Origin of the sequence: Wolbachia endosymbiont of Aedes aegypti (assembly GCF_021496215.1) — a bacterium.
Classification (GTDB): domain Bacteria; phylum Pseudomonadota; class Alphaproteobacteria; order Rickettsiales; family Anaplasmataceae; genus Wolbachia; species Wolbachia pipientis.
Map to the genome: position 1 here is coordinate 211,077 of NZ_CP090902.1, position 21,367 is coordinate 232,443.

The window sequence follows — 21,367 nt, forward strand, 5'->3', positions numbered from 1 at the left end:
GGAGACGAATAATTATACACTATTTTTCGCAAATGTTCAACCTCTGATTACTCCTTATTCTTTGCCCTTCCTGCACGCTTACGTTCATTTGGATCAAGGAATTTCTTGCGTAAACGTATAGATTTTGGAGTTACTTCCACCAATTCATCATCATCTATATACGCTATCATATCCTCCAGTGTCATTATCTTTGGTGGAGTGAGCTTTATAGCTTCATCACTACCTGAAGCTCTTACGTTTGTTAATTGCTTACCCTTTAACACATTTATCTCCAAATCATTGTCACGGCTATGCTGGCCGACAACCATGCCACAATATACCTTATCCTGTGGCTTAATAAACATAATTCCCCTGTCTTGCAAATTGAAAATTGCATATGCCACAGCCTCACCCTTATCTGTAGAAATTAAAACTCCATTGCGCCTTCCAGAAATTGGACCTCTATGTGGAGCATAACTGTGAAATAAACGGTTAATTATGCCTGTGCCACGAGAATCAGTTAAAAACTCTCCTTGATAACCGATTAATCCTCTTGATGGCACTAAAAACGTTAATCTTGTCCTGCCATTACCAGAAGGTCTCATGTCAGTTACTTCACCTTTACGGAAGCTGAGTTTTTCCATGATGATTCCACTATATTCATCATCTACATCAATTACTACTTCCTCTATAGGTTCAAGTTTTTTACCGCCTTCTTCTTTAAATAACACGCGAGGGCGTGATACCGAAAGCTCAAAACCTTCTCTCCTCATATTTTCAATTAACACTCCAAGCTGTAACTCACCACGCCCACCTACTTCAAATGCTTCACCGCTTGGTGCCAAAGTCACAGTAATTGCAACATTTGTTTCTGCTTCCGCATATAAACGATCCTTTATAGCAGTTGAAGTAAGCTTTGTACCTTCTTGCCCAGCAAAAGGTGAATCATTAACGCTCAGAGTAATCGCCATTGTTGGCGGATCAACTGGAGTTGAGCTTACTGCAGTTGTAACTTCTGGTGCTGCTATAGTATCTGAAACCGAAGCTTCCTCAAGTCCTGCAATTGCAATTATGTCTCCCGCCACAGCTTGTTCTACTGGAATGCGTTTCAAGCCAGAAAATGAGAGCAACTTAGTTAATCTTCCTCGTTCAATTACTTTGCCATCGAGGTCAAGCACCTTAAGATCTGAATTGACTTTTGCAATGCCCTGATAAACCTTTCCTGTCAATATTCTGCCAAGAAACTTATCAGACTCAAGTAGAGTGACCAACATAGCAAAAGGTGCATTTTGATTATAAACAGAAGGTTTTATATAATCTATAACCGTTGAAAATAATGGGCTTAAATCTTTTCTTTCATCAGAAAGCTCCTTAGCACACCAGCCATTTCTACCTGAAGCATACAACACTGGAAAATCTAGCTGCTCGTTGGTTGCATCAAGGTTAAAAAATAACTCATATATTTCATTTAATACTTCATCAATTCTGCTATCTGGTCGGTCGACCTTATTGATTATCACAATTGGCTTCAAATTTGCTTTTAGTGCTTTTGAGAGCACAAATTTTGTTTGTGGCATGGGACCTTCTGCAGCGTCAACCAGCAGCAACACACCATCTGCCATGCACAATACCCTTTCCACTTCCCCACCAAAGTCCGCGTGCCCTGGCGTGTCAATAATATTGATCTTTTCATCGCCCCACATTATTGATGTACATTTTGCAAGTATTGTAATTCCGCGTTCACGCTCTTGATCACCACTATCCATCACTCGTTCTTGAACTTCTTGATTCTCGCGGAATGTGCCACTTTGTTTTAACATGTTATCAAGTAAAGTAGTTTTACCGTGGTCAACGTGTGCGATTATTGCTATATTTCGGATCGATTTAAATTCGTTCATTTTCTATCATTTCAAAATTAATTTAGTAATAAGTATACATAAAATACACTTGGAGTAAATAACTAAAGCTGTGTATAAATGCTGTGTTTCCAAGATATTATAGGATTACTTTGTTAAATATTCCCTACTCCCAGGTTTTGTTATGGGTAGTTGTTTTAATTCACTTGGAAGTTCTTCCTCGCTGTAGTTTTTGATGTTCAGTTCAATCAAAGATATGACAGGAAAAGGCAGTTTCGTTTCACTATTTCTCTTTATCAAAGAAGCTTCAGCAACAACTTTACCTCCTTCCCCTTCCCCTTCTGCACATTCCACTGCTTCAAGTGAAGATTTACCTGTGGTTATTACATCTTCAATGAGCAATATTTTCTCACCCTTTTTGATCTTAAATCCACGGCGTAATTCAAACTTACCATTAACGCGCTCGCAAAACATTGTCTTTATTCCAAGCTGCCTGCCAATCTCATAACCCACAATTATTCCACCAATTGCAGGAGATAATATTAAATCTATGGAGCTATTTAATTCTTTTTTTATTTTATCTGCTAATAATGCGCAAACTTTCATGGCTCTGCTTGGATTTTCAAAAATCTTCGCACACTGTATGTATGTGTCACTATGCAGCCCGGATGATAAAACAAAATGCCCATGCAAAATTGCTTCTGCTTCTTTAAATTCTTTTATTATTAGGTTATTTTCGTCTAATATCATTTTTTAAGTTTCACTATTACATTCTTTATTAATTATCTGAGTGATACAAACATCAGACCACACATTTATTGCAGTTTCAAACATATCGATGATTGTATAAATAGGCAAAATCAGTCCCATAATATGCAGAGGAACATTCATCGACATGAGATAACTGGTTGCCGTAAAATAGCACCCCATCGGCACTCCAGCGTTACCAATTGCAGCCCCTGTAGCTAAAAAAATCCATATCAACATTTCGCTTAAGGAAAATACGTATCCGTTCATTTCTGCAACAAACATTACAGTGATTAGTATAAATGCAGCACATGCATTCATGTTAATTGTTGTGCATATTGGTAAAATAAAAGACGATAATTTCTTTGGCACCTTTAGCTTGTTCTGCACACATTCTATAGTTGTTGGCAATGTTGCACTGGATGATTTAGAAAAAAACGCAAGTGTGAGTGCTGGCATAACCCCTTTCAGCGTTTGAATTGGTGATATGCCTTTATACCACATAAATAGCGGTAAAATCAGAAATGCCTGCACAAAATTTGCAGACATTATGCAAACAAAATACCATAAAAGATTGTAGAACTCACTACCGCCTTTTAATTCATGCAAAAAACATGTAATAAAAGACCAAACAGCAAGCGGAATAAATTTTAATAACCCTTGAGCAATTTTAAGTAGCGTATCAAAAAGTGCAGAGAATACTTGATATAATATATCCTGCTTTTCTTTTGAAAGTGAAACAATAGCTCCACCCATCAAAAAAGCGATTAATATGCTACCAATCATATTATTTTCAAGAAAAACTTGCACAAAATTAGAAGGAATGAGTGATTTTAAATATGAAAAATAACTGTGGTTACTGCTGTTAATACTCCCTATTGTATTACTTATGAAATTTTTTCTTGCTGGATCTATTAACAAATAAAACGATAATGCAACAAACGCAGCTATAATAGTTGTAAGCAGAGTATAAAATAGTGTTTTCTTAACTAAGACTTTGATTTCAATTGAGTCTTTGAGCCCGGAAATTGTGGAAACTATGGATAAAAAAACCAGAGGTAAGCTTATTAAATTGAGCAAGCTGATAAAGATATCACTAAATAGCTTTGCTATTTCAAATATGATTTCATTATTTAGGTAGTAAGCAACTATTGCAAGCAGTATAGAAAAAAGTATTGCAAACTTGTGCATTGAAAATAAAACTTCAAAGTAACATTATACAATAATTTTGCTGTTTTGGAATCAGATTGATAGACAAAATAACTTTACAGATTAGGGAAAGATAAGAGGATGTGTTTATTCGGAGACAGTGTAAGATTTCTTAATTTAAATTTAGGTGCACTTAGCCCATTCTGGTGATAACAAATTGGAATAGATAAGATATGATAACTAACTCTTCTGCGAGTATATAGTTTTGCCGGACACAACAGTACGTACTACGTGTCCTTTTACTTTGCGACCATCGAAAGGAGAATTCTTTGATTTACTAGCAAAGTTGTCAGTTTTAATTTCCCATTCATGATTGAGGTCAACTAAAATTAAGTCTGCAGCAAGGTTTTTTTGTATACGACCACGTGGTATGTGTATTATATCTGCAGGCTTATATGTCAATTTTGCAAGCACATCAAGTAGACCCATTTGCCCACTGTGATAGAGTTCAAGTGAAAGGGGCAGCATTGTTTCAAGACCAACAATACCAAATGCAGCATTTTCAAGTGGTAGATCTTTAGAACTACGATCATGCGGAGCGTGATCAGTTGCAATGCAATCAATCACACCTGTCTTTAAACCTTCAACCATAGCTAAACGATCTTCTTCAGTGCGAAGCGGCGGATTCATTTTTGCAATTGCTCCATGTTGTTTTACTATATCTTCAGTCAAAGTGAAGTGATGAGGGGTTACTTCGCACGTAACATTTAATCCCAAATCTTTTGCACGTTTAATAGCATCAAGTGAATCTTTTGAAGAGACATGTAGAATATGGTAGTGCACATTTTCCATATCCTTCATTAGCAGTATATCACGATTTACCATAACCGATTCTGACGCACTCAAGATCCCCTTTACTCCCAATTCTTCAGAAATTTTACCTTCGTTGATTGCGCCACCAGCAGATAAATTTAAATCTTCTGCATGTTGAGCAATAGGAACATTCAGCATACTTGAATAAAGCAGCGCCTGTCTCATAATCATTGGGTTCATAACTGGCATGCCATCATCGGTGAACCCAACCGCACCTGCTTCCTTTAAAAGTGCCATTTCAGTCAGGTGTTCTTCCGAAGTGGTGATTTTAGCGTAAAATTCAACGTTTACATGTGAAGTTTCAAGTGCTCTATATTTCAAATATTTAGCCAAAATAACGCTATCAATTGCTGGAACAGTGTTTGGCTGACAAACTACAGTTGTAACTCCCCCCGCAGCTGCAGATTTGCTGCCTGTATATATAGTTTCTTTATGTTCCTGGCCTGGTTCACGAAAATGTACGTGAATGTCAATAAGGCCTGGCATTAGAACAAGCCCTTTACAGTCTATTGTTTCATCAACTCCACTTGTTGAAAATAATGATTCACCAAAGTCAACAATTTTATCCCCTTCAGTCAATAATGAACCTTTTATATCAAGTTTAGTTTCCGGGTCGATAATACGAGCATTAGTATACGCAATTTTATAGCCTTCCTTTTGCCCTGTTTGCAACAAATCCCAAGTTTGAGTCATTATATTTGAGTATCGATTATAAAATAAATCTAAAGTTTTTTTAATAAAACACAACCAAATTAAAACACAGACTAAGAGCTGTCTTGAATTAAAGTGCTTTCATTACCCTAAAGATTTGGTTCTTATAACCTAGTTAGCTCAGTTTTAACGTTAATGTGTGAAGCTCTGAGTTCTGTTGAAGGATTTTCCAGCTGAATATCTAGCTCATTCTGTATGTTCGATAAACAAATTAAAGCTGAATCAAAAATTTCATCACACTGCTTTGCTTCATGTATATCATCAATTATTTCCTCGAATTCTTCCACATCATCCATTTCTTGCGGCGCACTTTTTAATATCGCTTTTATTTGGTTTAAGTTTTGACGAATTTTCTCCTGATATCCAACAATTCTCTCTTGATATATATCAATCATTTTTTGACATGCGTTGCCTCTAAATGGATGTTCTTTTTTCTCTTTTATGTAAGAACTTTGAAAGTCTTTACAGTTAAGGATTGCTTCTCTATGTTTTTTTATGTCATTAATTGCGCTGATTATCGACTTATCTATTTTCTTTAAATTTTCTTCCCGTTCTTCTCTTTTAATTATACTTTTGGATTCATTTTTTATCTGGTTCATTTTGTCATACAGGTTTCTGCATCCTTTGTAAGATGCCATTGGTTGTAACATTCCTTCTTTTACACTTTTATTGTAAAAATTCTTCAACTCATCACTTGATAGTATTGTTATAGCATCTTCCCTTTTACCTTGTGATTTAGGATACTTTTTATTCAATAAACTAACATGATTTAACAAGAAATCTCTAACTAGCCCTTCTTTTTTTACTTCGGATAATCTTTCTAGTGTTTCTATATATTTCAGAGTTTCCGCAAAGAGCTGTCCACCAGAGGGAGCAAATCCTTGAAGTGATTTACTCTGTGCTTTACAAAAATCGGTTTGTAAAAAATCTTCAGCTTGTTTTTTTATTACTGAAAGTTCATTAAAGGCTTTTTCTGGATTGATTTTTCTCAAAATACTAATAGCTTTTCTAATCGCTTTTTCTCTCTTTTTATTATCTTGCTTTTCATTTAATATGAGATGTTCAGTTTTGGTAAAAGCATTACCTTGATCACTCTTTGCAATGTTACAAACGATGTTTTTTACAACTTCTTCGGTTGCTGCATAATCTATTTCTTTTGCAAAGCAGTTAACAAATGATTGCCAAACTTTTTTATTAACAAGTTTACTTGTCTTATTTTCAAAATCTTCTATATCTTTGAATCCTAAAATAGTATAGAGATTTTTTTCGATTATTGGTTCGGCATGTTGTTTTGCCACTTTACCTTTTATATTGAATGGAAATTTACTAATCTTAGTTGTACCCACAATATTACCTCAATATTAACGCTATCTATAAAAGTATAAAGATTTAATATTTAATTTTTAATTAATACTAGCACAGCTAACTACGGGAGCATTATGCTAGCATCAATTAACACTTTAACTTCTAACTTGTCATCAGTAATATTGTTTATATAAAAACTATAATTTTTTATGCCTGAACTTGGGAATATATTGCTATTGCTAGCCTGCTTATTGTCTTTGACATATTTGTTTTTACCGCTTAGTTCTTGTCGGTTTATTACCACTGCCATATTTTTTTGTGTATCAGCGTCAATGGCTATTTTGATCTACTGCCACATTACAAATGATTTTTCACTTGAAAACGTATACTACCACTCACACACAACAAAACCTTTGATCTACAAGATTTGTGGTGTTTGGGGAAACAAAGAAGGGTCCATGTTGCTTTGGACCTTAGTGCTTGTCATGTATTTATTACTAATGGATATTTATATACCTTCTGTCATCCCAGTTTCCCCCTCTGTCATCCCAGTCTCTTCTTCTGTCATCCCAGTGCCCAGACACTGGGATCCAGACAATTTAATTGCAAATGAGTACATCAAATGGCAGTGTAATAAAAACTGGATTCCAGTGTCAAGCACTGGAATGACACCAGAACGAACTAATGGTAGTAAATTAAAAAAAATATCTCTTATCACTCATGGGCTGATTTGCTTTTGTTTTTTGCTGTTCACTTTAATTGAATCCAGCCCCTTCACTAAAATGCCAGGCATTGAAACAGATGGATTGGGTTTTAATCCGATATTGCAGGATATAGGCCTTGCTATTCATCCACCGATATTATATTTGGGGTACCTTGGATTTAGCGTTCCTTTTTCGCTCTCTATAGCTGGATTAATTTTAAATACTGAAGGAAATGTTTGGGCTAAAATTGTCAGGCCTTGGGTACTTATTTCTTGGTCGCTGCTCACTTTGGGCATCAGCTTGGGTAGCTGGTGGGCATATCGCGAACTTGGGTGGGGTGGATTTTGGTTTTGGGATCCAGTGGAAAACGTTTCTTTGATGCCGTGGCTAATTGCAGTAGCGCTGACACATTTGTTGCTCGTGGTACGGAATTTCAATGTTTTAAGGAACTTTGCTATTTTACTTACGCTTACAACTTTTATATTGAGTGTGACTGGAACATTTCTAGTCCGCTCAGGAATACTTACCTCAGTGCACACGTTTGCAGATGACCCAAGATATGGACTATATATATTAGCTCTACTTGGTGTAATTACAGTCAGTAGCTTAGTAATATTTGTAGTATTTACGAGAAAAAATCACACGCCTGCGATGTCATTCCAATGCTTGACACTGGAATCCAGAAAGAAACTTGCTACTCAAGTGACAGAAGGTAGAAGATTCTTTTCACGCTTTACGATGATACTGATGAACAATTTATTATTCATCACTGCCTTTTTCATCGTGTTCGTTGGCACTTTATACCCTACAGTGCTTGAGTATTTAACCGGTGAATTAATTTCAGTTGGAGCACCATATTACAATTCTTTATTTAACTCTATTGCACTAGCTATTCTAGTGCTCACCATGATCGGGCAATACTGCAGTTGGCAGGGAAATAGTCTATTGCCAATATTCCGTGAATATAGATTTTCATTCTGCAGTGCTGCAGCTATTTTGCCGTTTATCTTTCACATGGAGCTAATAATTGTGCTATCAATTACTATCTCCATAGCATTATTAATCTTTGTTTTAGAAGCATACAGTAAAAGAATTCGTTTATTTAAGGTAGCATTTGGTGAATCAATTTTATTAGCAAGAAGAGTTTCTAAGTCCTACTATGCAATGATGCTTGCTCATGCTGGAGTGGCAATTCTAGTGCTTGGTATAGCTTATTCAGTTGGTTGGCAGGAGAAAAAAGAAAATTACTTAAAAATAGGGGATAGCATAACAGTCAATAAATTTAAAGTTACTTTACGCAATATTGAGCTAATAAAAGAAAAAAATTTCCATGCAGTGAGGGGTACAATGGATATCAGGAATTTGCTGAATAATAAGATATTAGGTGAAGTAACTCCTGAATATAGATTTTACCTTGCGGAAGGTCAGAAAAATGTTGAAAGCAGTATCTACCACAATTTGCTTTCTGATATTTATGTTGTAATTGGAGAGATTGATAAGAGTAAGAGCAAAATCGCAGCCAAAGTGCACTATAAACCTGGAATGTCTATAATCTGGCTTGGATCCTTTCTTATCGCTTTTGGTTCGCTCCTTGCTGCTTTTCCTTTTAGTGGACGAGCAAGGATTGTCTAGCTGTCGTGGATTTATTAACAACGCTCCTAGGTCCAGAGTGCAACGTATGAGAAATTACCGAGCTATAGATACTGATTTGCAAAGGTTAGAACCAAAGAAAGTTATATTTTTTTATTGACAGACCTATATATTACGATATTCACTAAGGGATTAGTGAGTAATGGTTATACAATATGAATGGTGGGGTATCAGGCAAGGAAAAAGTTATACGCACTCCTTTCGATTTTAAGGAGCCTTACAGCGATTGGCGTCAAATTTTTAAACGTCCTAATCAACAGTATAACCCTTCCAACTATGATTCGTCGAGCGAAATAAATGAACACGATATAGAAACTCAAAAGATTGAAGAAGGTGATGGCCATGATTCAGGTATTAGTTCCGATGATGAGGATGACCGGACAACTTATACAGCAGTACAATTAACTAATGATTCTCTTGATAGCCAAAGATATACAGGAATATGCATTCCAACACCAACTGATGGTTGGGTAGGTGAAAATAATCATCAGACTGGTTTATCAGGTGATTTGCCAGACGTGAGTAATAATCCACAAATTTTTGAAAGTACTGATTCAGTACAGCTAGATAATATTGTTTTTAGCAATCTAATTCAGCTTTCCTTGATTAGTCAAGAGCATAATTCTACCTGCAATGATCATGTAATTTGTGATTCAGGTCACAATTCTGACGATGAGGATCAGATTCCAGAGGACTTTCCTTCAAGGAAACGAGTACGATCGATTGAAATTGATCAGTTTGAACCGTTGTACAAGAAGAGGAAAATAGAAGCACAAAATAATCAAAAATATACAGAAAATGTATGTAATCCAACAAATGGTGGTTTGTTAGGTGAAAGTGATAATCCACAAACTTTTGAAAGCGATCCTTTACAGCATGGTAGTAATGGTTTAGGTTATAACTTCAATGGTTATAGTCAAGCAACTTATAGTAAATTAAGTGCTTCAGATCAAGAAGAGGGTCAAGGCTATTCTTTAGGTGGTTCTTGTGAAAATAAAGAAAATTTGACAAAGGGCGCTGGTGGTAGTAATCAGACTTTTGAAGGTGAACAGAAAAGCTCAGAATTTCCGAAAGTTGACAATTGGTCAGATAGTGATGGGAACTCAGAAGATAGTTCGGACTCAAAAAAGGGTTCGTACTATAGTTCAGGTAATCTTGATTCAATGGAGTTAACAGATGATTTGGATTCAGAAAATGATCGGGACCTAGAAGATGATAATCCTTTTCTAAAAGACTCACTTTTTATGAAACTAAAAATGTCGTTAACTCAAAGTAAACAGGATCTGATTGATAAATGCTGTGGGGAGGTGAGAGGTATAACAGAACAAAATGAACAAAAAGATATAAAAAATACTCCAGAAAGTATTAAGTGCATAGTAGCTAAATACTTAGAAAAAGAAGTAATGTTAAATTTAAAATGTAGTTGTTGTAACAAAACTGTAACAAATACAGTATTTGAAGAAATAAAAGATCTTACTAGTGGTAGTCATATAAGTAACAGAAGTAACACTTTTGTATTTGATAACTTTCCCTATCAAAGTAAAGATAAAAACTGTAACAAAGAAAGTAAAGGTCAAAACTGTAACAAAGAAAGTGAAGATCAAAACTGTAACAAAAAAAATGAAGTGTCCGAAGAGGACATTATCAAAAGCATTGTTAGTAATTTATTGTTAGAAGGTGGGAAAGTAAAACGCCATAATTTTTTCGATGGGAATGAGTTTGAGTAGATAGTTACTTGTAATGGATTTGATGATGGTCTTTCTGAGAAATGTAAGGAAATTGAAAGCAAGCTAAAAGGTTTAGCATATGAAAGTATTGTAAACAAAAGCAAGCAGACTCAAAATGTATTAGGAGTAGACAAGGATAATAGATATTTTTGTATAGAGTACTCGCAAGATAGTATTGTTGAAGTTGCAGAAATCCTAAACAATGAAAAAGCCAAAGACTTAAATTTAAGAGTTGGCATACTCAAAATTGGAGAAAGTATAGTAAGAGTTGAAAATGTAGAAGAAATAGGGGGAAAAAGAAATTACATGGATGTCTCAAAAGGTGGTATTGAAATGTCTTTTACTACTGAGGTAGGAGAGATAAGTATTTATCTAAGTCCTAGTGAGAAAGGCAGCAATAAAATAAAAGTGGAGATTGATGGGGAAAACAGAGCAAGGCTTAATGAGTTAAAAAATAGGGGAAAAAGTTTAGGGGAAAACTGTCTTTTAGGAGGAAAAAGTGTTGAGGAAGCTATAGAGCATGAAAGTTTTGAAAGATATGGCAGTGTACCTAACACTGCTATGAAGGAACCTAGCTTAGGTTGAGTTGCTAACATAGCAAGGGGGGGATAAGCTTGCAGAGATAAAATGATGGGCCAAATTGGCAGTATTTCGCTTTTGTAATGTACTTCAAAATGGTAGTATGCAAGCTAGATAGAACTTAATTGACAGACAAGAATTAACTGATGGAAAAATTGACATAATCAAACAATCACAGAATAAACTAGTGAATTTTTTGAAAAGTATATAAAATTCAAGTTTAAGTAAATAGCATGGCACTTAGACTCATTCCAGACAACCTCGATATCAAGTTTAGTAAATATAGGGATTTGACTGCATTAATTAGCATTATTCTTATCATCTTTTCAATATTCACTGTTGTGCTGCGTGGAGTGAACTTAGGCATAGACTTTGCAGGCGGAATTTTGATAGAGATAAAATCTTCAGATGAGAATCACTCTATTCTCGATGCATTAAAAGAAAATGGTTTTACAGTGCAGAGTTCAAAAGCGGGTGATAATTTAGTCATGCGTTTTAAAGATGAAGGAGATGAAGATAAAATCAAAAAGATAAAAAGCATACTAGAAGAAAAGCTGGGGAGCTCAATAAGCTATCGTAAAATAGACTATGTTGGCCCACAAATAAGCTCAACACAAATATTTGAAGGAATGTTATCCATGTTGATCGCGATTGTTGGAATATTTTTTTACGTTTGGTTTAGATTTAATTGGCAATGTGGATTCAGTGGAATAACAGCACTGATTCATGACGTGATTTTAACTGTTGGTTTTATTAGCCTAACTGGCATTGAGTTTAATATTTCATCAGTTGCAGCTCTCCTTACTGTCATTGGTTATTCAATCAATAACTCAGTAATTATATATGATCGGATTCGAGAGTATCGCAGGAGTGGTAAAAGTGGGCGGATGAGTGAGGTAGTAGATGCAAGTATCAACGCTACATTATTTCGCACTATATTAACTTCTGGTACAACCCTTCTTGCTGCTCTTCCTTTGGTATTAATCTGCACAGATGCAGTGAGAGACTTCAGCTTGATCATTTTTTTTGGTATTTTGATTGGCACTTGTTCTGCAATATTTATTTCTGCTCCTATATTGACCTACAGAGCTTTGATAAGTAGATTGTAGAAGTGTTTAGTCGCGGTATAATATCAACTTATTATCTCTTATAGTGAAATGAAAATACCTTAAAAAGCTCATTCCAAGTAGTGAATGAGACATAGAATGAGTGTTAACGCTTGCCTGTACATCATTAATCAAAAAATTTCCTATTTTAACTTGAGGTATTTGAACCACTCCAGCTTTTATTTGACCTTTCGCAGTTTCATATATTTTAAAATCCTGAACATTTTGTAAGTTAATACCAACATGTAATGCGTCTTTTTGTGATAGAACAATATCGGTTGCTCCAGTATCAAGCAAAAACGTTATATTGCGATCATTGACTTGAGCCTGAATATAAAAGTGTCCATCATATGACTTCGTAAATTCAATACTTCCACTATTCTGACCGCTATTTTGAATTCTTCCTTTATATGGTAAAAAAGTACTGAGAAATCTGTCGCTTAGTTTGTCCCTTTGTGAATCAATAAGCATTGCAGTAGTGGCTATTATTAGCAACCAAATAACTAGATTTTTCACCGCGTTCATATTGTTAAAATTTGAAGCTATTAAAATAAATTTTAAAGATCAGCGTTAAAAGTTATTATTAAAAATAAGTAAATTTCATTGTTTTAGTACAATATTTAGTATACACTTTAAGAAGATATGTTTGATTTAATTTCATGTCAGAAGCAAAAAGTTTAATTTTGGCAGCTATCCTTTCCATGTTAATCATGGTGTCTTGGCGTATTATTTATGATAATTTTTTTAGTACAAGCCAAAACCAGCCATTGATTGAAAATATTGAACATATCGAATCTTTTAACGACCTTGCTCCTATAATATACCAAAATCGTTCTGAAATTATTAATTCTACTCGAGAACAGAGGGTTAGTTTAACCAATAACATGATTAAAGGATCAATTTCTCTGAAAGGTGCAAGGTTTGATGACTTAATTTTAACTAATTACCACTTAGAACCGAGTTCTTCTTCTCCACAAGTGGTGTTACTGTCACCTGCAGAATCAAAAGATGTATATTTTGCAGAATTTGGGTGGCTCGATCCGAGTAACAAGATTAAAGTTCCAGATTCTAAAGCAGTCTGGCGAGCAGATAAACTTAATCAAAAAGAGGTCAATTTATCTTGGGACAATGAGAATGGCATTTTATTTAGAATGAAAATTAACCTCGACGATAATTACATGTTTAAAGTTGAGCAAGTTGTTGAAAATAATACAAAGGATAATGTAGTTTTGGTTCCTTATGGTAAAATTAACCGTAAACGTGACAATATCAACGAATCTTATTGGATATCCCATGAAGGAGTACTGGGTGCATTTGATAATAAACTAGAGGAGTGGACATATAAGGATATTTCCAAAAAACATTTAATAAAAGCAAGCACGAGTGAAAAAAATTGGTTTGGTTTTGCTGATAAATACTGGCTCACAGCCATCATACCTGAAAAATCTGATAAAATAAATGTAAGCATTAAACACACAAACGTTAATAATACTGATAAATTCCAAGTAGATTTTGTCAAACCTTACAAGAGCATACTTCCTGGTGCAAGCGTTTCTAATGTGAATTATTTTTTTGCTGGAGCAAAAAAGTTGAATTTACTGGATTCTTATAAGGACACTCTCAATATACCCCTGTTTGATAAAGCTGTAGATTTTGGTGTTCTTTACTTTATAACTAAACCAGTGTTTTTACTGCTTGAATATTTTAACTTCGTTTTAAAAAATTTTGGCTTAGCAATATTATTGCTGACTTTAGTAATCAAACTTTTGATGCTTTCTTTATTTAATAGATCATATATTTCGATGTTTAAGGTAAAAAGCCTGCAGCCTGAATTAACTCGTATAAAAGAGTTGTATAAAAATGACAGCTTAAAGCAGCATAAAGAGACAATTGCATTGTTTAAGAGAAACAACGTAAATCCAATGTCGAGCATTTTTCCCATGCTAATACAAATACCGGTATTTTTTGCTCTATATAAAGTATTATTTGTTACTATAGAGATGAGGCATGCTCCTTTTTTTTTATGGATTAAGGATCTTTCAGCTCCTGACCCAACGAACATCTTTACATTATTTGGGTTGTTTAATTATAACTTTCCTATTTCTATAGGCATTTTACCTATAATTTTCGGTGCCACCATGATAATTCAGCAGAAGCTAAGTGAGAAAGATCAAACCAGTAAAGATGATATTCAAGTAAATGTTATGAAGTTTTTACCTTACATTTCTGTCTTTATTTTTTCTTCTTTTCCTGCCGGCCTGGTAATATATTGGATATTTAGTAATATTATAACTCTAATTCAACAGTCATTAATAAAGTTGTTTTTAACAAAAAAAGTGGTAGTAAATGTCGAGAATACTAATAGTTAATTCGATTTATTATACTGAAATAGCGAACCTTTTGCTTGAAGGTGCAATTGATAAATTAAAAGGCAGTAATGCCAGTTACGATGTAGTTGAGGTTCCTGGTACATTTGAGATACCAGCTACAATTCTTTTTGCAGTCAAGAGTGGGCATACTAATTATGATGGTTATTTAGCTCTTGGGTGCGTAATTCGCGGTGAAACCGATCATTATCAATATGTTTGTAAAGGAGTAATTGAAGGCTTAAATGAGGTTGTTATGCATTATGCAATACCCCTTGGTATGGGTGTAATTACCGCTGACAGCAAAGATAAAGCACTAGTTAGAGCTGATAAAAACAAAAAGAACGTTGGTGGCCATGCAGCCTCAACTGTTTTGCGTATGATAGATTTACACAATAAATTAAAATAATGGAGGAAAAACCAGTAGATAAAAAGTGGCGCATAAAAAGAAGCACGGCAAGATTTCTTGCTGTACAAATTGCTTATTCAAATATTTTCGTAGGTTACAACAAAAGCACTTTTAAACTGGAAAATTGTGAGCTTAAGGACTACATAAATAAGTTGAAAGATATATTTGAATGTGAAGAATTTGAACATCAGTTCTTAGAAAACTTGTTATATAAGGTTATAAAAAGCAGTGAAGAATATGATAAAATAATAGAGTCTTATTTACACCCAAGTTGGTCCCTTTCACGGTTAAATCTTATAAGCTTATCTATTTTGCGTGTTGCAATATGTGAGTTAGCTAATTGTGATACGCCAGTTCCAGTTGTCATTAATGAATATACTAACATTGCATCTGATTTACTTGATAAACCAAGCGAAATTGGTTTTATTAATGGGTTATTGGATAAGGCAAAAGATGCAGTTAAATTAAATAAAAATCCTTAGCAATTATAGCCAGCAAGCACAAGGTGTCATCCGAGTAGCTGCTGTATGAACATTGTCTACCAGATCCCAGTGCTTGACACTGGAATGGCTTTGTTGCATAGCAACTGAAAAAATCTGGTGGCTACTGACAAAATTCATTATAAAATAGCCATTTAACCTTGAAAGAAAAAATATGCCACAAAAAATGAGGGTCAGTAACCATAGCGAATATAACAAATTTCTAGAAAAAAGAGGAAATATTTTTCATTATATCAACGAAGCCATAGAAAAGTGGTACGAGAATGGTCCAAAAATACCAGGTGGCAACAATATTTATAGCGATAAAGTTGTAATTTTGGTGCACATAATAACTTGTTTATTTAGAATAGGCCTGAGGCAAACAGTTGGGTTTATAGCAGGATACCTTGAGCAAATTGGGAAAAATTTGCAAGTTATCAGCTATTCACAATCATCAAGAAGGTTTAAGAAACTCAATATTAAGATCAATGATTGCAGAAAATAATATGGAAGATATCGAAATTGCTATAGACAGTACAGGAATTAGTATATACAACAACACTCCTGGTCATAGCAAAGAAAATAGCGAAGATAGAAAGTATCGCAGCTATGAACAGACAAGAAAATTGCATGTAATGTTGAATACAAACAGCAAAAAAGCCATAGCTGTGAAATACAGTAACGGCTGATCACTATGGAGCTTGTGATTTGCTAAAAGAAGTCGATTTTCAGTATGTCATAAAAGTACTATATGCAGATAGGGCATGTGATAGGCACAAGTTTTATAAGTTGTGTAACGAATATGATATAAAGACAAAAATTCCACCAATAAACAATGCGGCAGAACATCCAGAAATAGATTATATGTCTGACAGGAATGCTGCTATTAGGTTAATAAAATTATACGGTGAAGATGGCATGAAAGAATGGAAAAAAGAAGTAAATTATGGGAAAAGATCTTATATTGAAGGGTTTTTCTCAAGATTAAAGCAAATATTCGGATTTAGTTTTAGGAATAAATCTGAGATAAATCGAGAAAAAGAACTAAATGCTATTTGCTTAATAAATTCACTGATATTGGTATGGCTAAATTTGAGATAGTTACATGAATTTACCATAAATCACCATCTCATAAAGTGTGATGCAACAAAGCCATCCCAGTGTCAGCTACTTGGATGACAAGAAAGGGAGCACTGGAATGACATTATCTGTTGTGCAATTTACCTTCAAAAATGAATGTTTGTACAGTTATGTGTCAAGCACTGGGATGACAAGAAAGGGAACACTGGAATTTTTGTTTCAGCATTAGCCATGCATCTAAACAGATACGTTGCCTTGAGAATCGCAACATCCATGCAGTTATGCGCGTAACACTAAAAATCAAAAAAAACAAAGAGGCAGACTTAATCTACCTCTTTTATTTCACTTGGCTATACTGTCTGTTGTTGAGAAGCAACTTGTTCAACAATAAGTGAGCCTAAATAAGTTTTAACCCCTTTAGCACCATCTTTGTCTAAACCTAATGTTTTATTCCACTTTGTTTCATTTACTGCCTCGAACTTACCTTCATCGTTTTTCTCTTTTAGTGAACCTATCTCGAAGAGTAAAGTATTGCCTAGCGTATTGGTAAGCTGATTAATATCAACAATAATACGGTAGTTCTTGCCTTCTAAGCTTAAGGCTATATAATGTTTACCCTTTTCTACCTTACCTTCTTCATCTTTAACTTGGTTATTCCTTGCCATTTCCTTAAATGTGTCTTTTGTTACTAGCAATGCTGTTTCTTTACCGTTTTTTCTATCGTTATTAACAACAATCTTCGGAGCTCTCAACTCAGATATTTCATTGTTTTTGCTGATAGCGTACATTGCTGAACTAACCAGTGCAACAGCAACAATTGCTAATATACCGATTCCAAGTGGTGTAGCTGCAAAAGCTGCAAGTGGAGCAAGCGTGCAAGTTGAAGACACCCAATATGGTGCTGAAAGTGCTACTGCTGCGCCTATGACATACAAAGAAGTAAGTGCAACAAGTGCAGTATTTGTTTTGTGGAATTGACCACAGTGATTTTTGAAAGTTAGCATAAACGACCTCAAATATTAATATGCTTAAATAAAAAAACTGTCATAGTCAAGCTTTTTCGTAAGCTACCTGCCGCTTGAGCCAAAGCCCCCTGCATTGCGACCGGTTTCTTCTGCGCAGAATTCTTCTCTGTCATCCCAAATTACCTGAGATACAGGAGAAATAAGGATTTGTGCGATTCTATCTCCTCTTTTTATTTCGTATGGCTGATTACTTAGATTAATTAGACAAATTTTAACTTCACCTCGATAATCAGAGTCTATAGTGCCCGGAGAATTTAAGACAGTGATTCCATGTTTTGCAGCAAGACCAGAACGTGGGCGGATTTGCCCCTCAAAACCGTTTGGTATTGCAATCACAATTCCAGTTGGAACAAGTAATCTTTCAAGTGGATTTAAAACAGCAGAATCATTCAATGCAGCATAAAGATCCATGCCAGCACTCTGCGTAGTTGCATAACATGGAAGAGACAAGTCTTCTCCGTGTGATAATCTTTTTATTTCTACTTTAATTTTACTTCTTTGCACTCCAATTTACCATCTATGAAGACTCAATTATAGCATGTAAATTGTATCTGCAAAAGTGATAAATGTAAATAATGTCATTCCAGCGCGTGACGCTAGGCCATAAAATTCCTTGACAAGTTCAGTGCTCCTTTTTTTGTCATCCCAGTGCCTCTATGATGTCATTCCAGTCTGGAATCTAGTCCTTATTATGCAGCCACTTGGTTGAAATTAAGTCTTCTGGATCCCAGTGTCTGGGCACTGGGATGACATCATAGGGGCGCTGGGATGACACCCTGACAACCGTCATCCCGCTACTTGTTAGCGGGATCTAGAGATACCGCGAATGAATCGCGGTATGACGTAGATTGTTGTCATTCCAGTGTCAGCTACTTGAATGACACCCTCTTGGTATTCGTGTAGTTGCAAGCAGTATAGCTATAAATCACTCACAATCGATATGCTTGAATTACTCTCAGTAAATAAATCAAGCATAATGTTAGATATTCTACCATCAACTATGTGAACAACTCCAGCACATTCCTCCGCCATTTTAACGTATGCCATAAGCCTTTCAATAAATTTTTCCCCTTTAATTTTCCCACAATCAATCGATGCATTTAAATTTTTAACAGATATCTTCCTGCCACCAATTTTATCTATTTCTTCATCTGTGTCACTCAAGATTATCATTTTAGATGCAGAAACTGCGATTGCGATTGCGCTTGCAGTGCTATCGGCATCAATATGATATGTTTCCCCATCTTTTCCATGACCAATTGGTGCAATAACTGGTATAAAATCTGATTCTTCAATAAAAAATAATATATCAGGATTGATTTCAGTGGGTCTACCGATGAACCCCATGTCTAATATCTTTTCGATATTATTTGATCTATCTTCTCTAAGCGTAGCGGTTATTTTTTCGGCTTTAATTAAGTTACCATCTTTTCCACATAATCCAATAGCTGAACCACCAGCAGAATTTATATACTGAACAATTTTTTTATTAACTGAACCACACAGTGCCATTTCAATGATTTTCATAGTGTCTTTGTCTGTAAGTCTGATACCATTCACAAACTTACTGTTCATATCCAGCATTTTTAACACTGAGTTAATTTCATATTCTCCGTCATGAATTATTACCGGATTTATACCAAGCTGCTTCAACAAGACAACATTATGCACAAAAGTATTAAATAGTGTTTCATCTAAGATTATTGTACCACCGCATTTAATGACAAAAGTCTCGCCTACAAAGCTAGGTATGTTAGATAGCACTTCAAGTAATATTTCTGCTTTTTGTTCAAATGATACCTCACCCTTTAAAAATTCACTACTCTTCATTTTTTTATCTTGTAAACTTGAAAAACTCATCTCTTACCTTGGTTATTTTATGCTTAACACGGATGCTCATTTGATGAATTGACACATTCTCATTATTAATCCATTTTTGAATATCTTCTATAACAGCACCTAAGCTTTTTTGACTTACTTTATCTATTTTTGTTAGCACAATGTTAAAGTTAATGTTATTATATATTAACCAATAAATGAAGTCTTTGTCTATTTCTTTTAATCCTACCTTGCTATCTATCAACACAAACACTCTTCTTAGATTTTCTCTTTGAATTAGATAATACTCAATTAAGTTTAAATATTGTATAATTTCCTCCTTGCCTGCATGAGAGTAGCCATACCCTGGTAGATCAACAAGTCTGAACTTATCATCGTACATAGAGTAAAAATTTATTTGTCTAGTGCATCCAGGTTTAGAGGAAACTCTGGCAGCTTTTTTGCTGTTTATCAGTAAGTTGATCAGACTCGATTTTCCTACATTTGATCTACCAGCAAACGCAATCTCTGGAGCCGACTCATTTGGTAATGATTTTATATCCGAAGCTCCAAATATGAAATTGCAGTTTGATGTTATCTGTTTTGCCATTATATTCAACTAGAAGGTAGTGGGTATATTATAGTGTTATTGCTTGATATAAGAAATTTTTTATTTCAGTATATATTACTTAGCTAGATCTGTGCTATATGGATATGGAAAATAATTTACAAGACTTAAAGAAAAAATTTAATGATATAGAGAGGAATTTGGAAAATCCTACCAATTTAAGTCAAAAAGAATTCATTACCCTTTCAAAGGAATACTCTGAGCTCAGGCCAATAATCAAGATAATTGATGAATATAACACGCTGAAAGAGGAAATTTCAGACTTAGAAGAAATAATGAAAGATGAAAACAGCGAAGGTGATATAAAAGAGTTAGCAAAAGAAGAATTTTTCGAAAAGCACAAGGTATTATTACCAAAAATAAAAGCAAAATTAAAGTTAGCATTATTGCCCAAAGATGAAGATGACTCAAGAAATGCAATATTAGAAATTAGAGCAGGTACAGGCGGAGAAGAAGCAGCATTATTTGCAGCAATGTTATTTCGTATGTATCAAAAATATGCAGAAAGAAGAAATTGGAAGTTCGAGCCAATAAGCATTTCTAATACAGGTATAGGTGGATATAAGGAAGCTTCTGCACTCATTAATGGAACAGAAGTTTTTGCAAGGTTGAAATTTGAATCAGGAGTGCACAGAGTACAGAGAGTGCCAGAAACTGAATCTTCAGGAAGGTTGCATACCTCTGCCGCTACTGTTGCGATATTACCTGAAGTAGAAGAAGTTGACTTTAAAATAGAAGAAAAAGACTTACGAATAGATGTTTATAGATCCAGTGGTCCTGGAGGGCAATCAGTGAATACAACTGACAGCGCAGTAAGGGTCACCCACTTGCCAACAGGGATAGTTGTGATACAGCAAGATGAAAAATCGCAGCATAAAAATAAAGCTAAAGCGCTCAAAGTATTGAGGGCAAGGCTATACGAAATTGAAAGACAAAAAAAAGAAATGGAAAGGTCAACAATGAGGAAAAGTCAGATTGGCTCTGGTGATCGTTCCGAGCGCATAAGAACATATAATTTCCCACAATCAAGAATAACAGACCACAGAATTAATCTAACTTCACATCGGCTAGAGCAGATTATAAAAGAAGGCGAACTAGATGAATTTATTGAGGCATTAATCTCACGTAATGAAGCAGAAAGATTGGCAGGGGAAAGTTAGCAGCCTACAATGGAAT

Annotated in this window: 18 protein-coding genes and 2 pseudogenes; 9 read left to right on the plus strand and 11 right to left on the minus strand. The window is 34.8% G+C overall.

Annotated elements, in window-relative coordinates:
- Positions 1 to 47: 47 nt before the first annotated feature.
- The 6 genes from typA to L0Z58_RS01130 form a co-directional block, all read right to left on the minus strand.
- Complete coding sequence (gene typA / locus L0Z58_RS01105) at positions 48 to 1,877, minus strand: translational GTPase TypA (RefSeq protein ID WP_010962447.1); 1,830 nt, start codon at positions 1,875 to 1,877, stop codon at positions 48 to 50.
- A gap of 105 nt (positions 1,878 to 1,982) precedes the next feature.
- Entirely contained in the window at positions 1,983 to 2,585 is a 603-nt protein-coding gene (gene pyrE, locus L0Z58_RS01110) for an orotate phosphoribosyltransferase (protein WP_010962448.1), read from the minus strand.
- A 3-nt stretch (positions 2,586 to 2,588) separates the two neighbouring features.
- Positions 2,589 to 3,773, minus strand: coding sequence for a dicarboxylate/amino acid:cation symporter (locus L0Z58_RS01115; RefSeq protein ID WP_010962449.1), 1,185 nt, complete (start codon positions 3,771 to 3,773; stop codon positions 2,589 to 2,591).
- 198 nt (positions 3,774 to 3,971) lie between these two features.
- Entirely contained in the window at positions 3,972 to 5,297 is a 1,326-nt protein-coding gene (locus tag L0Z58_RS01120) for a dihydroorotase (RefSeq protein ID WP_022626228.1), read from the minus strand.
- Positions 5,298 to 5,419: 122 nt separating this feature from the next.
- Positions 5,420 to 6,661: a hypothetical protein gene (locus L0Z58_RS01125; RefSeq protein WP_010962451.1), complete on the minus strand. Its 1,242-nt coding sequence runs from the start codon at positions 6,659 to 6,661 to the stop codon at positions 5,420 to 5,422.
- 80 nt (positions 6,662 to 6,741) lie between these two features.
- On the minus strand, positions 6,742 to 6,930 hold the full coding sequence (locus L0Z58_RS01130) for a hypothetical protein (protein ID WP_022626229.1): 189 nt from the start codon (positions 6,928 to 6,930) through the stop codon (positions 6,742 to 6,744).
- Between L0Z58_RS01130 and L0Z58_RS01135 the strand changes: the two genes are divergently transcribed.
- The 3 genes and pseudogenes from L0Z58_RS01135 (at position 6,887) to secF (ending at position 12,389) form a co-directional block, all read left to right on the plus strand.
- Positions 6,887 to 8,956, plus strand: coding sequence for a cytochrome c-type biogenesis CcmF C-terminal domain-containing protein (locus L0Z58_RS01135; RefSeq protein ID WP_448131185.1), 2,070 nt, complete (start codon positions 6,887 to 6,889; stop codon positions 8,954 to 8,956). The genes L0Z58_RS01130 and L0Z58_RS01135 overlap by 44 nt on opposite strands.
- Before the next feature lie 173 nt (positions 8,957 to 9,129).
- Positions 9,130 to 11,286 (plus strand): annotated as a pseudogene (locus tag L0Z58_RS01140) (hypothetical protein).
- A 227-nt stretch (positions 11,287 to 11,513) separates the two neighbouring features.
- Positions 11,514 to 12,389 carry a protein translocase subunit SecF gene (gene secF / locus L0Z58_RS01150; protein WP_010082185.1) on the plus strand — a complete coding sequence of 292 codons (876 nt, stop codon included), beginning with the start codon at positions 11,514 to 11,516 and terminating at the stop codon, positions 12,387 to 12,389.
- Between the two features lie 6 nt (positions 12,390 to 12,395).
- Here the strand turns inward: secF and L0Z58_RS01155 are convergent, their stop codons facing one another.
- A complete protein-coding gene (locus tag L0Z58_RS01155; RefSeq protein ID WP_006279648.1) occupies positions 12,396 to 12,911 on the minus strand; it encodes a TIGR02281 family clan AA aspartic protease in 516 nt (171 codons plus the stop codon).
- 134 nt (positions 12,912 to 13,045) lie between these two features.
- On the opposite strand from L0Z58_RS01155, the gene yidC reads away from it, so the two are divergent.
- The 5 genes and pseudogenes from yidC (at position 13,046) to L0Z58_RS01190 (ending at position 16,949) form a co-directional block, all read left to right on the plus strand.
- Positions 13,046 to 14,755: a membrane protein insertase YidC gene (yidC, locus tag L0Z58_RS01160; protein WP_010962455.1), complete on the plus strand. Its 1,710-nt coding sequence runs from the start codon at positions 13,046 to 13,048 to the stop codon at positions 14,753 to 14,755.
- Positions 14,733 to 15,161: a 6,7-dimethyl-8-ribityllumazine synthase gene (locus L0Z58_RS01165; RefSeq protein WP_006279647.1), complete on the plus strand. Its 429-nt coding sequence runs from the start codon at positions 14,733 to 14,735 to the stop codon at positions 15,159 to 15,161. The genes yidC and L0Z58_RS01165 overlap by 23 nt, the downstream gene beginning before the upstream one ends.
- Positions 15,161 to 15,643: a transcription antitermination factor NusB gene (nusB, locus tag L0Z58_RS01170; RefSeq protein ID WP_007549265.1), complete on the plus strand. Its 483-nt coding sequence runs from the start codon at positions 15,161 to 15,163 to the stop codon at positions 15,641 to 15,643. Before L0Z58_RS01165 ends, nusB begins: the two co-directional genes overlap by 1 nt.
- 172 nt (positions 15,644 to 15,815) lie before the next feature.
- A pseudogene (locus L0Z58_RS06980) lies at positions 15,816 to 16,749 on the plus strand (IS5 family transposase).
- A gap of 32 nt (positions 16,750 to 16,781) precedes the next feature.
- Positions 16,782 to 16,949, plus strand: a complete 168-nt coding sequence (locus L0Z58_RS01190) for a hypothetical protein (RefSeq protein ID WP_167471207.1) — start codon at positions 16,782 to 16,784, stop codon at positions 16,947 to 16,949.
- Between the two features lie 121 nt (positions 16,950 to 17,070).
- Here L0Z58_RS01190 and L0Z58_RS01195 read toward each other — a convergent pair whose 3' ends face one another.
- The 4 genes from L0Z58_RS01195 to yihA all read right to left on the minus strand — a co-directional run bounded on the left by L0Z58_RS01195 (position 17,071) and on the right by yihA (position 20,173).
- Positions 17,071 to 17,724 (minus strand): hypothetical protein, encoded by a 654-nt coding sequence (locus L0Z58_RS01195; protein WP_022626232.1) that lies wholly within the window; start codon positions 17,722 to 17,724, stop codon positions 17,071 to 17,073.
- 63 nt (positions 17,725 to 17,787) lie between these two features.
- Positions 17,788 to 18,249: a dUTP diphosphatase gene (dut, locus tag L0Z58_RS01200; RefSeq protein WP_006279458.1), complete on the minus strand. Its 462-nt coding sequence runs from the start codon at positions 18,247 to 18,249 to the stop codon at positions 17,788 to 17,790.
- 414 nt (positions 18,250 to 18,663) lie between these two features.
- Positions 18,664 to 19,575, minus strand: a complete 912-nt coding sequence (gene argB / locus L0Z58_RS01205; RefSeq protein WP_010962459.1) for an acetylglutamate kinase — start codon at positions 19,573 to 19,575, stop codon at positions 18,664 to 18,666.
- 4 nt (positions 19,576 to 19,579) lie between these two features.
- Positions 19,580 to 20,173 carry a ribosome biogenesis GTP-binding protein YihA/YsxC gene (yihA, locus tag L0Z58_RS01210; protein WP_010962460.1) on the minus strand — a complete coding sequence of 198 codons (594 nt, stop codon included), beginning with the start codon at positions 20,171 to 20,173 and terminating at the stop codon, positions 19,580 to 19,582.
- Positions 20,174 to 20,271: 98 nt separating this feature from the next.
- Between yihA and prfA the strand changes: the two genes are divergently transcribed.
- A complete protein-coding gene (gene prfA / locus L0Z58_RS01215) occupies positions 20,272 to 21,351 on the plus strand; it encodes a peptide chain release factor 1 (RefSeq protein WP_007548640.1) in 1,080 nt (359 codons plus the stop codon).
- The last annotated feature ends 16 nt before the right edge of the window (positions 21,352 to 21,367 follow it).